The organism is Bacillus sp. FSL K6-0972 (assembly GCF_037976035.1).
GTDB classification, from domain to species: domain Bacteria; phylum Bacillota; class Bacilli; order Bacillales; family Bacillaceae; genus Bacillus; species Bacillus haynesii.
In genome coordinates, this window is sequence record NZ_CP150260.1 from 352,586 (window position 1) to 366,173 (window position 13,588).

Here is a 13,588-nt window from a genome sequence, read left to right on the forward strand (position 1 = left end):
AGGGGCTATCGATTGCGATAGCCTCTTTTAGCTTATTTCAGATCCCCGCATTCGCTGTTCAGCCGTCTTGGTTCTATGGGTGACAGGTTGATGTCCGTACGCTTTTGCCAAGCCGAACATCGGCATGTTATGGTAAAAAGCCTCATAGCGCCCTTTTGGAACTGTATACGTTTCATGATAGATGCCGACAGCTCCTGATGCGGCAGTTTTCTGATAAAAACGGCGCCAAGCCGCCATATGTTTATCACCCTTTGCATATGCTGTCAAATCTTCGAAAGAACGCCAATATTGAATGAGAAAAATCGTCCTGAAATTGATGCATGATTCCATTGCCAAAAAGCCGAGGTCTTTGTTTTGATGAAGCTCTTTTATCATAGGGGGCATGGCGGTAAAAACCGGCCACCATTTATGAACAGCATGCCACTTGTTTATTCTCATCCCGATCACAAATACAACGACTTCATCTTCAGGGGCGGCCGTAAAAGGCTTGTTGATGATCGTTTTACCCATTGGTCCCTTCCTTTCCATTCAGCCGGTTGATTGTGGCTTCACACCATTCAATTCCGGCCGAAGTGGTGCGTTTTCCATAATCCAAAGTGAAAAGCCAGTACTCTCTGTCCTTTGAATGGGTGCTGCATGAAAGAATTGACTGCTCGATTGCTTGATATGCCTCAAGCCGTTCTTCTAGCTTTTGTTGGTACTCCTTGACTTTCAAAGCGGTTTTCTCCCGCTCTTCTTCCTTGCTGAAAAACAGCTTCAGCAAAAATTCGTTTTTTTCTGAGGCGATGCCATTGATCGGTTCTTCAAGCCAGCTCTGCAGCGCTTTTTGACCTTCATCGGTAATCAGGTACTCTTTTCTGTCCGGCTTTTTGTCCGAGAGCGCCGGAGATGCAGCGACCCAGCCTGCTTCTGTTAATTGGCGCAGCGCGGGATAAATTTGGCCGTAGCTGATTTTCCAAAAATGATTTAAACTTTGGTCGATCATTCGTTTCATTTCGTAACCCGTTCGGTAGCCGGCCGTAATCAATCCAAGCAGCGCATAAGTCGTGTGATTTCTTTTTGTCATACATACCGCCTTTATATATCTAATTGATATATATCTTTTAGATACAGCATATCAAACACGATGACTTCGTGCAATCGCTACTATTGTCGTCTATATTTTGACCAGGATGAAAAAATGATAAGAAAATATCGAAAAACCGCGAAACTTTCCTCTGAATCTTTCCGTATATATAGTTAAGCAGGTTAAATAATGATTCATTGGTCTTGTAGTTGTGAAGATATGAATCACGCTGGCGTGATAATTGGATCTTTCAAACTCTTATTCTCATCCAGCACTGTAATCTTGAAAGTCATGATTCAACGGAGGAGTGAACAGTTTGGCTATTTCTTTAGAGAAAGGTCAGCGGATTGATTTAACAAAAGGTAAAGCGGGGCTTTCGAAGATTTTGGTCGGTCTCGGCTGGGACCCGGTAGCGTCCGGAAGCGGCGGTTTTTTTGGAAAGCTGTTTGGAGGAGGAGCCCCGAATATTGACTGTGACGCATCTGTGCTGATGCTGGAAAACGGAAGAGTCACAGAGAACAAGAACGTCATTTATTTCGGAAACTTGAAGAGCAGATGCGGCAGCATCGAACATACCGGAGATAATCTGACAGGGGAAGGCAGCGGAGATGATGAACAAATCATCGTAGATTTGCAAAAAGTTCCTTCGCATATTCATAAGCTTGTCTTTGTCGTGAATATATACGATTGTGTGAAACGAAGCCAGCATTTCGGAATGATCGAAAATGCCTTCATACGCATCGTCAATATGAATGATCGCAGGGAGATGGTCAAGTACAATCTGCGGGACGATTATTCGGGACGGACAAGCCTGATTGCTGGCGAGATTTACCGTGACGGCGCCGAGTGGAAATTCACCGCTGTCGGAGAAGGCACAAACGATACGAGCATTACGGAAATCGTCAAACGCTACGCCTGACATTCATAAAAGAAATGGGGAGATCAACATGGCAATTTCATTAGCAAAAGGACAAAAGGTCGATTTAACAAAAACAAATCCCGGATTGTCGAAAGTCGTCGTCGGCCTTGGCTGGGACGTCAATCAATATGACGGCGGCGCTGATTTTGACCTTGATGCGAGCGTGTTCCTGCTCAATGCAGACGGCAAATGCGCTTCTGAAAAGGACTTTATTTTCTATAATCAGACCGAGGGCGCAGGCGGAGCTGTCATACATACAGGCGACAATCGGACAGGGGAAGGCGAAGGAGATGATGAGCAGGTAAAAATCAATTTGAATGCAGTGCCTGCCGACATTCAAAAGATTTCTTTTGTGATTACGATTCATGAAGCGGAAGCGCGCCGCCAAAATTTCGGACAGGTGTCAAATGCTTACGTTCGCGTGATCAATGAAGACTCGAACGAAGAGTTAATCCGCTATGATCTGGGTGAAGATTTCTCGATTGAAACAGCGCTGATCACGGGAGAGCTGTACCGCCACGGAGGAGAATGGAAATTCTCAGCGATCGGCTCAGGCTATCAAGGCGGGCTGGCGAGGATCGCCACCGATTTCGGCCTGCAGGTCGGCTGATTTTGACGATCCGGACAGCGGGCGCCGCGCGGCGTCCGTTTGTCCGGCACCTGACATTTCTTAAAGGAGGTCCTATCGATGGCGATTCAATTATCTAAAGGACAAAGGATCGACTTAACGAAAACGAACCCCGGTTTGACGAAAGCGCTGATCGGTTTAGGCTGGGATACTAACAAATATACCGGAGGCGCCGATTTCGATTTGGATGCGTCGGCCTTTCTTGTCGATCAGAACGATCGATGCATCAATGAACGCGACTTCGTCTTTTACAACAATCTCGAGCATCCGAGCGGCGCCGTGATTCATACGGGTGACAATCGGACAGGAGAAGGTGAAGGCGATGACGAGCAAATCATCGTCGATTTCTCAAAAATACCCGCCCATGTTGAAAAGATCGGCATCACGGTGACGATTCACGAGGCGGAAAGCCGCAGCCAAAACTTTGGACAAGTCTCAAATGCGTTTGTCCGGCTCGTTGATGAATCAACAAATGAAGAGCTGCTTCGCTTTGACTTGGGAGAGGATTTTTCGATTGAGACAGCGGTTGTTGTTTGCGAATTGTACCGTCACGGAGCCGATTGGAAATTCAATGCCATCGGCAGCGGATTTTCCGGCGGATTGGCATCGCTTTGCCGCAACTACGGCCTGCAAGTCTAGTTTTGCCGGCTGAATCACGTTTGCGTGATTCAGTCTTGCTTTTTCATCATTAGGAGGTAACGAAAGTGGATTTATTTCATCATATTATGTCAATTTACGCCTCATTTTTCGATTGGGAAATGTGGGTGGAAGTATTAACGGACCCCGTTTCCTGGGGGCTGATCGGCTCGCTGGTCGTGCTGGAGGGGCTTTTATCTGCGGATAATGCTCTCGTTCTCGCCGTCATGGTGAAGCACCTTCCGGAAAAACAACGCAAAAAAGCGTTGACATACGGTTTAATCGGGGCCTACTTCTTTAGATTTCTATTCATTGGACTTGGTATGATCCTGATTAAATTCTGGTGGATCAAACTGCTTGGAGCCGCATATCTGGCATGGCTCGTCATCAAGCACTTCTTCATCGGCGAGGGCGATGATGAAGCAAACGCCATCAAAAAAGACAGCTGGATGGTACGCGTTTTCGGGGTCTTCTGGGCGACTGTCATTTCGGTAGAGCTCATGGATCTCGCATTTTCAGTCGACAGCATCCTGGCGGCATTTGCCGTATCCGAAAAGGTATGGGTGCTTCTGATCGGCGGCATGCTCGGCATCTTAATGATGAGAACTGTTGCGAAATTCTTCCTGACGCTGATTGACAAAGTGCCTGAACTTGAAACAACGGCCTTTGTTTTGATCGGGATCATCGCACTGAAAATGGCTGCGAGTGTATGGCATATTGAAATGCCGCACAGCGTCTTCTTTATCATTCTGATAATCGCTTTTGCCGCAACATTCATCATTCACTATTTGAACAAGCAAAAAGCTGTGAAAGAGCAAACGGCGGCTTCAAAGGAAGAATAACAAACTGCAAAACATAAAGGGGGGAGTATATCTGCTCCGCCCTTTTTTACATCAAAGGGGTGTATGATTCCTATTCAAAGAAGGTGACCCATATGCAATACTTTGATTTTTTATCCGCCTCTCAAAAAGAAGATGTCTTTTTCAAACTGCCGGGCTCGGTTACAAAAGACTCTCCGAAGCACATTCTGGAGTATGCGCTTGGAGCTGCGCTTTATGTTCCGGGGAACCGAAAAGATATAGCAGATGTCATGATCAATAACAAGTATCCTGAACTGTGCTCGGTCGTTTTTTGCCTTGAAGATTCGATCGGCGATTGTGAGGTTCTTCAGGCTGAAAACAATCTTGTCAGTCAGGCCGATATGATTTACCAGGCGCAAAAACTGCAAAACATCAGCAGCGATGTGTTGCCGCTAATGTTTATCCGGGTGCGGGAACCGGAGCAAATGCTCGAATTGGGCAACAAGCTCGGCCGCGCGCTTCACTTGTTTACCGGATTCGTATTTCCGAAGTTTTCGATGTTGAATGCAGAGCACTACCTTGATACTTTAACGAAACTGTCGCAAGAATCCGGCATTGTGCTGTACGGAATGCCGATCTTTGAGACACCCGATCTGCTGGCAATGGAAACGAGGGCAAAGGCGCTGCAGGAATTAAAATCAACGCTGGGCTTTTATCAGGATATCATTCTGAATATCAGGATCGGCGCGACTGATTTGTGCGGTCTGTACGGGTTAAGAAGAAAACCGGAAACGCCGATTTATGACATTTTGGTCATCTCTGATTTCATCAAAGATATCGTCAATTATTTTGGCTTGCAATTCGTGATTTCGGGGCCTGTCTGGGAGTACTTTGAAGATGCTTCGCGAACGGTCCCGCCTTTCGCGCCGAATTGGGCTGAGGCGGGGGAACCTTCGCTTGTGATCAATCGGTATATGGACGGATTGATCAATGAAACGCTTCTTGACCTGGCCAACGGCATTCACGGCAAGAGCGTGATTCATCCGTCACAAATAAAAGCGGTCCAAAGCCTGCACGTCATATCAATGGAGGATTATCTGGATGCCCTGAGCATCGTCGAAAGTGCCGACGGCACCCGCGGCGTTGTAAAAAGTTCTTTCTCAAATAAAATGATCGAAATCAAGCCGTACCTTAGTTGGGCCAAAAAAATATTATTAAAGGCTGAAATCTACGGGGTATATCATGGAAACCGCAGCTATACGGACATACTTAGAGCGTCCAAACCGCTTTCAAATCTTGGATCATTCGGGAGGTAGTCTGGGACGGGTGATTGGAAAGGGGCAAAACGCTTAAAAGATCAGTTCCTCTACTGTAAAAGAGCCGCACTACCACCATGATCTCTAAAGCAGACATTGTGAATTCAAGAGAAAACAAATGAAATTTTAGGATGAACAGCCATGATGAAAATAGTCGATCTCACGAGTAGCGAGATTCTAAGTTCTCAGCAGGCTTGTGAAGAGTGGGGGATTGATTCGTCTACGCTTCGAAAGAGAGCGCATGACTTTCCTGCAGGAACAATCAGAAAGTTCGGGACAACCTATGCCGTGACAAGAGCGGGCATGTGTGCCGTATTTGGACGGAAGAGTGATACTGACTCAGAAGAAAGGGGAGACGGCTGAGCGCTATGAATCAAGAGATTAATATTCAAAACGCCCTGGTCAATGATGATGAATGGAAGCAGATCATCAAGAAGCCGCTGCCGGAGAGAACCCCGTATGAAAAAAACGGACATCTGACGATAAGCCGTTTGGCGGGACGGATTCTCGGAACGCCGCCCGATGAAACGGATTACTACATATATCTCCATGAGCTGTATGCATCCGGTGATGTGCATGTGTTAAGCGAGACACTTGATAAAACCATTTCTCCGGAAAGGTTTCAGGCCATACAGCGCATCCATATGGTCAATCAGAAAGAAAAAGGGCTTTCCGTCAATCGGTTTGCCGCTTTTCTCGACGGGGAGCAGCTGATTCCTAAGCACCCTGACGCCGCTATGCACCGGCATTTAAGAAAGGCGCTTATCGAAGTGCTGCAGATGTTTCAGTCCTTTCATGAAAAAGGATTGAACGATCCGGATTTTCGCCGTGTCCTCCTCGACCTTGTCAAATGGATGGGCAACCATTTGGAGAAGTGGCTGAAAGGGGCCGACTGCGAAAGTGCGATGCCGAAAGTGGTTTGGTACGGGGACACGACAAAAAGCCACCGGTATTTTTTATACTATTTGATGCTTGTCGGATGTGATGTGCTGCTGTTTCATCCGGAGGGAAAAGACGAATTTCGCCAGCTTGATCCCGAACAAAAACTTTCTTTTGTCTTCACATACCCGGGAACGTCTCCATTAGAGCCGTTCCCGACTGAAAAGCCCCAGCGCAAATCAACGGTGGCGTACCGTTCCGCCAAGGAGCTGGATACTGTTCTGCACAATGAGGATTCGCTGATGTACAAACCTTGGCAGTTCAGGGAGCATACTCCAGTCTCTGTGACTTTGAAGACCACGTATGATGAACTGTTTTTAATTGCGAAGGAACGCGCCTTTATCAGACCCAATTTTCAGGCGTCTCAAGCAACGGTCAACATTCCGAACTTATTCGCGATGGTCATGGGCGTCTCCAGCAATGAAAAAGAGTACTGGGACCGTCTGCAGACACTGACGGAGTATAAGGAGTCGCATACGATCCGGCGCTACCCGTTTACAAAGGAAGAGACGTCGAATTATCAATTCCATTACAGCCATGCGCTTGATCAAACGGGGATGATCGATCCAGGCCGTTTAATGGAGAGCAATATATGGCGCTACAAACATTTGCCTGAGGGAGTTCAGCGCGGCATTGCCGAAGCGATTTCCAGGATGTGCAAAAGTCCAAAGATGGTGGCCTTGAACAATGAAAAGACAGCTGATGTGCAGCTGTATTTGTTTACTCAGGCGGTACAGCTTCCGGCAGCGCTTTTGAACATGATTCAGACATTTGACTATTCACAGACAGTACCGAAGCTGATCTTGTATCACACTGAACAGACGGGAACACTCACCCGGTCGGACGCGGCCGCCTTGCTTTTGTTAAATGAAATCGGCATTGATATCATCATCTATAATCCGCCGGGCCATAAGTGTATTGACCACCATATCGACGGACAGCATTTTGATACCCATTGGCTTGATGAAATGTCCTTCAACCAGGAGTTTAAAGAGCCGTCAATCGTCCGGAAGTTCATCAATAAAATTTTTTAAGGAGGGGGCCATTCTGATGGCAAATCCAAATGAAACAAGCATCGTCAATATCAGCAAAGAGGAAGAGATCACGGTTGAAAAAGCCGAGGACATCCGTGCCAAACTCCGGCAGGAGCCTGATGTGCAAGCTCTCGCTCGGCAAATTGACGTGAAAAACCAAGTGGAGCTTTTAGAATTCGGAAAGGAGCCCGCACTTGAAATATCCAAGTTCTCCGACCGCATTCTTTCCATGATGAGAACGAACAGTGTGACAGATTCAGGTGCGATGTTGACGCAGCTCGGAAAAATCATGGACCGCTTTGACAAGAATGACTTTGAAGAACAGAAAGGTCTGCTCTCCAAATTGTTTAAGCGCGGCAACAGCATGATCGAGAAAATATTTAAAAAATATCAAACGCTCGGCGGAGAAATCGAAAAAATCAACATTGAAATTTCGAAATATAAAGATGAAATGACAAAATCAACCGTGACGCTTGATGAAATGTATGAAAGCAATCTCCATTACTATGTGGAGCTGGAGAAATACGTTGTAGCCGGCCAGATGAAAATAGAAGAATTGCAGCAGCTCATCCCTGAATATGAAGCGAAAGCGGCAAGCGGGAACCAGATGGCGCAGATGGAGCTTGATACGCTTCGAAACGGCATTCAAGCGCTGGAAGAACGGGTGTATGATCTCGATATGGCCCGGATGGTCGCGATTCAAACCGCGCCGCAAATCCGCCTGCTCCAGCGCGGAAACACAAAGCTGATCGGGAAAATCAACTCGGCATTCATCATTACGATTCCGATTTTTAAAAATGGCATCATCCAGGCTGTTACCGCCAAGCGCCAAAAGCTTGTCGCCGATTCAATGAGCGAACTCGACCGCCGCACAAACGAAATGCTGAAGCGGAACGCTGAAAATATTTCAAGCCAGTCCGTCGAAATTGCAAGAATGTCCGGAAGACCGAGCATCGATATTGAAACGATCGAACAATCTTGGAATACGATTGTCAAAGGCATGCAGGAGACGAAGCAGATTGAAGATGAGAACAAACGTCTGCGCGAAGAAGGGGCAAAACGCATATTGGAACTTCAGGACAATATGAAAAAAGCCGCTATAAACGGTTAAAAAAATAAAGAAGCCGCCCCCCAAATCAGCTGGCGGCGGCTTCAAATATACAAAAAATCACCGCCATGATAGGCGGTTTTTTATGTTATGCTAGAGTAAGAGAATCGCATGGTAAAAAATATATAAACATGAAGGGGATGGAAGTATATGACCGCTTTATGGCTGGCATTCGGCGGCGGTTTCCTGTCGTTTATTTCTCCTTGCTGCCTGCCTTTGTATCCATCATTTATTTCGTACATTACCGGGATTTCGGTCAGCGAATTGAAAAACCGAAATGCAAAGCGTATCAAACAGTTGGTGATGATTCACGCGGCGGCTTTTTTGGCCGGTTTTTCTGTGATCTTTTACATATTGGGTTTCTCCGCCAGCTCGTTTGGCCTGCTGTTTTTGCAATACCATAACTTGATCCGCATGCTGGGCGGGATATTTGTCGTCGTCATGGGCCTGTTCTTACTCGGTGTTTTCCGGCCGGCTTTCATGATGAAGGAGCGGCGCTTTTCGTTTAGAAAGGGAAAAATAGGCTTGCTGAATTCAATGCTGGTCGGAATGATTTTTGCGGCGGGCTGGACGCCGTGCATCGGTCCTATATTCGGAACGATCGCATATGCAAATTTTCAGAACCCTGATTTTGGGAGCGCATTCATGATGATTACCGCATATTCTTTAGGCTTTGCCATTCCTTTTTTGCTCATGGCGTTTTTTATCGGAAACATCAGGCCGCTTATGAAATATTCGAATATGCTCATGAAAGTGGGAGGCGCGCTGATGATCGTCATCGGCATCCTGCTTTATACGGACAACATGATATGGATTAATATCTGGTATTCGAATTTGACGAATCTATTTTGAAAAACTTCCGCATGCTGCATTATGTGAGTAAGATTGTGAGAAACAGCAAAATCGCGTTAAATAAACTATGGATGATCATCGCAGGTATAATCGAGCGTGTTTTTTCGTATGTCCAGGCAAACACAAGCCCTGTTCCAAAGTTAACGGCCAGGGTGTTATATGTGGGGATGTGAGCGATCATAAAGAGAGCGCTGCTTGCAACAAGTGCCCATACAACCCCGAATTCAGCGCGGAACCAGCGGTAAAGAAAGCCGCGGTAAAACAATTCTTCGTAGATGGGAGAAACGATGCAGGCAGAAGCGAAAGACATTGCAATGTTCAACCATGAAGGATCGGCAGTGATCGTTTTTGTTTTTGTATTTTCGTAGCTTACCCCGAACCAAGTCAGGATTTCCATAACGGCAAACGTCATCACGATTAAAAAAACCGTCCATCCCGCTATATGAATCAAGTATGCAGGGGCGAACCGGGAGATTCCGATTTCCCGCCAGGACAGGCGGTCCGGCTTTAAGGCGATATAGTACAGGCTTAGAATAAAAACGGCCGCCATTGCAATACTCATCAATATAGCTGAAGGCATGCCTTCGCCTAAAAGCAGATCCAAAGCATTCTTTAATAAATATTCAATGAAAATCGGAACAGCTGCAAAGGCGATCAAAAACAAGCAAACCCGCTGCTTTTTGTTCCAAGGATTTTTCCATTCCATTACAAAACCCTCCTATTTTTGAGATAAAATTATTTTAAATAGTGACGTAACGTAATCTTCAAGCGCTATGTTAGGAGGGAGATATGGTGAAAGAAGAACTGACAACCGGGCGGGTGGCGAAGATGATGGGGATATCCGTAAGGACGCTCCGCTATTACGATCAAATCGGTTTATTAAAACCGAGCACAACACTGCCAAATGGGCGCAGGCAATATTCGAAGGAAGATATGTTAGAGCTCGAAAAAATTATGATCTTGAAATCTGCTCAATTTTCATTGGAACATATCAAAACGTTAAGGGATCAATTGGATACCATCAGTATCATTGAAATGCATAAAAGGCGCCTGCACTCGGAGATCGAACAGCTGACGAAGAGCCTGCAGCATACAAACACTTTGCTGAACATGTATCAAATCGAAGGAAGCTTAAGCTGGGAAGCCCTTCTCAAGCTCGTCAGACAGCCCCGGCATAAACCATGGAAGGAATCGTTCTCTGAAGAGGAAGCTGAGATTTTAGCAGAAAGGCTTCCGAAGGCGGAGAATGACGATTTCATCACAAAGCAATGGCTCTCCATTATCAAGCGGATTAAGCTGTGTTTAAAAAAAGAGGTACCGCCTGAGTCTGAATGGGGAAAGCAAATTGCGGAGGATATCATGTGCCTGTCTGATCATTCATTTAAGGGACATAAGGATTTAGTTGATCGATTTTGGGAGGTTCGTAAATCTGAAGAGCCAAACGGGCTTTATCCGCTCGACAGCGGGATTCTGGAATTCGCGGAGAAAGCGCTTGAATCTGCATCTAATCATTCAGGAAGATCAGGGTGACTCTTCACATGAACGTCCAATCGTCATGTCCGGACTGGATAACCAAAAGATCAAACAAGCTTTGCCGAATAGAAAACCGCCCGAACAGAATCGGGCGGCTCCCCTTAAATCCGGATTGATTTCTCCTCGGCTTTCCACTGTTTTTTCCATCCGGCCTGAGCAAACAAAAGCAGTCCGAGTGCCAAAAATGCGATAACGGTGAAGGTGAGGAATCCGCTTGAATACGTACCTGTGATTTGCTTCAGCGTTCCGAGGATATTCGGGAGGAAGAATCCGCCGATTCCTCCCGCAGCGCCGACGATCCCTGTCACCATCCCGATCTCTTGTTGAAATCGCTGCGGTACAAGCTGGAATATCGCGCCGTTCCCCATTCCGAGGCAGCCCATGCCGACAAATAATGCGGCCGTAACAACGCCAAGAGGCGGGAGCATGCTGACCGAGAACATGCACAGAGCCACTCCGATAAAGAGAAACTGCAGCAGACGCACGCCGCCGATTTTATCGGCAATCAACCCGCCGACAGGGCGGAGGCAGCTTCCGGATGCAACGACAAGCGTGACAAATTCGCCGGCTCTTACCGCCGGAACGGCATACTGGGATGCAAAAAAGTAGCTTAAAAAGTTGGACAAGCCGACAAAACCCCCGAATGTCACGCTGTAGAGAAGGCAAAAATACCAAGTGTCCCTTTCTTTGAAAACGGCAAAATAGTCTTTAAGCGGTTTAGGCGCCGGCTGATTCGGAGGTTCTTTAGCCATAAGGAAATAGCTGAATAACACGAGGGTTAAAGGAATCAGTGCCAGTCCCATGACACCGTTCCAGCCCACTTGCTCCGCAAGGCGAGGGCCGAATAGCGTAGCAAGCAGTGTTCCGCTGTTTCCCGCCCCGGCGATTCCCATGGCAAGACCTTGCAAGTGCGGCGGATACCAGCGGCTCGCCATAGGAAGGGATGCGGAAAAGCTTGCGCCTGCCACACCGAGTAGAATTCCGATGATAAACAGCTCGGCGACCGATGAACCGAACTGCCACCCCCATATCAGCGGAATCATCGTCACCAGCATTCCGCCAATGGCCGTCTTTTTCGGTCCGAAACGGTCGGTTAAAATGCCGAGTACAATCCGGAAAAACGATCCGGCCAAAGTAGGTATGGCGACGATCAATCCGACCTGAGAAGGCGATAAATCAAAATCAGCCGTAATATAAACACCAAGCGCCCCCAGCAACACCCAAATCATAAAGCTGACATCGAAATATAAAAAAGATGACAACAAGGAAGGCGCGTGTCCGCTCTTCCTCAAATCCGCCAATTTCAATTGCAACACTCCCCATCCGATAGATTCTAGAATTTATCATGACAAAATTGATTAGGGTTGGCAGTATTTTTGTAAGCTTTACTAACAAACTAAAAGATTGAATATTTAAAATGTTAATTTGGATAGCACCATAGCCGGCGATGATTGAATTCTGCTGAAGATTAGAGGTGTTATGACTGCTGAAAATGGGAAAGTTATATTGGTATGGGCCTGATGCACTCGCAGATAAAGCCGTCTTTTGCAACACGTTTATCAATTTTTCTTTAGCCATAAGGCATATTTTTACCAGAAAATGTACAAATTTAAGGAAGAAATATGTGGAGACACAAAATAGACATAAATTAAAATGTATATCACTTGAAAAAGTATGTGAAGTATTGCACAATATGAATGTGAAGAATTTCACAAACAACTCAGTTTAAAACAAACGGCAAAGGAATGATGAGTCATGAGAAACCAAAAAGTCAACCGTACAGTATTGATCGGTGCGGGTTTTGTTGGAAGCAGTTATGCATTTACGTTAATTAACCAAGGTATCACAGACGAACTTGTGATCATTGATTTAAATAAAGACAAAGCAATGGGCGATGTCATGGATTTAAACCACGGTAAAGCATTTGCCCCGCATCCTGTGAAAACATGGTACGGCACATATGAGGACTGCAAAGACGCCGATATTGTCTGCGTATGCGCCGGAGCGAACCAAAAGCCGGGTGAAACCCGCCTGGATCTCGTCGAGAAAAACTTGAGAATTTTCAAAGGAATCATCGGAGAAGTCATGGCCAGCGGTTTTGACGGCATCTTCCTCGTAGCTACAAACCCGGTCGACATCTTGACTTATGCGACTTGGAAATTCAGCGGCCTTCCGAAAGAACGCGTCATCGGAAGCGGTACAACACTTGACACTGCCCGTTTCCGCTACTTGCTCAGCGAGTATTTCGGTGTCGCTGCCCACAATGCGCACGGCTATATTATTGGTGAACACGGAGATACGGAGCTGCCTGTCTGGAGCCATGCGAATATCGGCGGAGTTCCCGTCAGCGACTTGCTGAAAAGAAATGAGAAATACAAAGCGGAAGATCTTGATGAACTGTTTGACAATGTAAAAAACGCCGCTTACCACATTATCGAGAAAAAAGGTGCGACATACTACGGAGTTGCCATGAGCCTCGCGCGTATTACGAAAGCGATTTACCGCAATGAAGAAGCGATTTTGACCGTGAGCGCTCATCTTGATGGTGAATTTGGAGAAAATGATGTTTATATCGGAGTTCCGGCGGTTGTCGGCCGATGCGGAGCTAAGGAAATTGTTGAGCTCGACCTGAATGAAAAGGAAAAACAACAATTCAAGCATAGCGCAGGTGTGTTAAAAGCAATTTTAAAACCGCATTTTGAATTGCAGGCGTAACTGAACATCATAAAGATACTGAACATCATGAAGATTGCGAGA

15 protein-coding genes are annotated in these 13,588 nt (G+C 46.3%); 11 read left to right on the top strand and 4 right to left on the bottom strand.

Translation table 11 applies throughout. The annotated features are described in order from the left end of the window. Positions 1 to 27: 27 nt before the first annotated feature. Together MKX80_RS01945 and MKX80_RS01950 are read right to left on the bottom strand one after the other, a co-directional pair. Complete coding sequence (locus MKX80_RS01945; protein ID WP_154998088.1) at positions 28 to 510, bottom strand: DUF4188 domain-containing protein; 483 nt, start codon at positions 508 to 510, stop codon at positions 28 to 30. Next, the gene (locus tag MKX80_RS01950) at positions 503 to 1,066 is read right to left on the bottom strand and encodes a PadR family transcriptional regulator (protein WP_154998090.1); all 564 of its coding nucleotides are present in this window, start codon (positions 1,064 to 1,066) and stop codon (positions 503 to 505) included. The genes MKX80_RS01945 and MKX80_RS01950 overlap by 8 nt, the downstream gene beginning before the upstream one ends. 316 nt (positions 1,067 to 1,382) lie before the next feature. Here MKX80_RS01950 and MKX80_RS01955 point away from each other — a divergent pair, with 316 nt between their 5' ends. The 9 genes from MKX80_RS01955 to MKX80_RS01995 all read left to right on the top strand — a co-directional run bounded on the left by MKX80_RS01955 (position 1,383) and on the right by MKX80_RS01995 (position 9,298). Beyond that, entirely contained in the window at positions 1,383 to 1,985 is a 603-nt protein-coding gene (locus tag MKX80_RS01955) for a TerD family protein (RefSeq protein ID WP_154998092.1), read from the top strand. Positions 1,986 to 2,013: 28 nt separating this feature from the next. Then, positions 2,014 to 2,595, top strand: a complete 582-nt coding sequence (locus MKX80_RS01960) for a TerD family protein (protein WP_043925472.1) — start codon at positions 2,014 to 2,016, stop codon at positions 2,593 to 2,595. 78 nt (positions 2,596 to 2,673) lie between these two features. After that, positions 2,674 to 3,252: a TerD family protein gene (locus MKX80_RS01965; protein WP_043925471.1), complete on the top strand. Its 579-nt coding sequence runs from the start codon at positions 2,674 to 2,676 to the stop codon at positions 3,250 to 3,252. Positions 3,253 to 3,317: 65 nt separating this feature from the next. Beyond that, positions 3,318 to 4,091, top strand: a complete 774-nt coding sequence (locus MKX80_RS01970) for a TerC family protein (protein ID WP_043925470.1) — start codon at positions 3,318 to 3,320, stop codon at positions 4,089 to 4,091. A gap of 92 nt (positions 4,092 to 4,183) precedes the next feature. Next, positions 4,184 to 5,365: an HpcH/HpaI aldolase/citrate lyase family protein gene (locus MKX80_RS01975; protein ID WP_154998094.1), complete on the top strand. Its 1,182-nt coding sequence runs from the start codon at positions 4,184 to 4,186 to the stop codon at positions 5,363 to 5,365. 141 nt (positions 5,366 to 5,506) lie between these two features. Further along, positions 5,507 to 5,728, top strand: coding sequence for a helix-turn-helix domain-containing protein (locus tag MKX80_RS01980; RefSeq protein WP_003178729.1), 222 nt, complete (start codon positions 5,507 to 5,509; stop codon positions 5,726 to 5,728). Positions 5,729 to 5,733: 5 nt separating this feature from the next. Further along, positions 5,734 to 7,338 (top strand): YceG family protein, encoded by a 1,605-nt coding sequence (locus MKX80_RS01985; RefSeq protein ID WP_182069386.1) that lies wholly within the window; start codon positions 5,734 to 5,736, stop codon positions 7,336 to 7,338. 16 nt (positions 7,339 to 7,354) lie between these two features. Continuing rightward, complete coding sequence (locus MKX80_RS01990; RefSeq protein ID WP_154998098.1) at positions 7,355 to 8,449, top strand: toxic anion resistance protein; 1,095 nt, start codon at positions 7,355 to 7,357, stop codon at positions 8,447 to 8,449. Positions 8,450 to 8,596: 147 nt separating this feature from the next. Next, complete coding sequence (locus MKX80_RS01995) at positions 8,597 to 9,298, top strand: cytochrome c biogenesis protein CcdA (protein ID WP_154998101.1); 702 nt, start codon at positions 8,597 to 8,599, stop codon at positions 9,296 to 9,298. Between the two features lie 19 nt (positions 9,299 to 9,317). Here MKX80_RS01995 and MKX80_RS02000 read toward each other — a convergent pair whose 3' ends face one another. Then, a complete protein-coding gene (locus MKX80_RS02000; RefSeq protein ID WP_268310372.1) occupies positions 9,318 to 10,004 on the bottom strand; it encodes a type II CAAX endopeptidase family protein in 687 nt (228 codons plus the stop codon). An 83-nt stretch (positions 10,005 to 10,087) separates the two neighbouring features. Here MKX80_RS02000 and MKX80_RS02005 point away from each other — a divergent pair, with 83 nt between their 5' ends. Further along, complete coding sequence (locus tag MKX80_RS02005) at positions 10,088 to 10,828, top strand: MerR family transcriptional regulator (protein ID WP_182069384.1); 741 nt, start codon at positions 10,088 to 10,090, stop codon at positions 10,826 to 10,828. Between the two features lie 104 nt (positions 10,829 to 10,932). On the opposite strand, the gene MKX80_RS02010 is transcribed toward MKX80_RS02005, so the two are convergent. After that, entirely contained in the window at positions 10,933 to 12,138 is a 1,206-nt protein-coding gene (locus MKX80_RS02010; RefSeq protein WP_154996943.1) for a nitrate/nitrite transporter, read from the bottom strand. Positions 12,139 to 12,586: 448 nt separating this feature from the next. Here MKX80_RS02010 and MKX80_RS02015 point away from each other — a divergent pair, with 448 nt between their 5' ends. Further along, complete coding sequence (locus MKX80_RS02015; protein ID WP_154996945.1) at positions 12,587 to 13,546, top strand: L-lactate dehydrogenase; 960 nt, start codon at positions 12,587 to 12,589, stop codon at positions 13,544 to 13,546. Positions 13,547 to 13,588 lie beyond the last annotated feature (42 nt).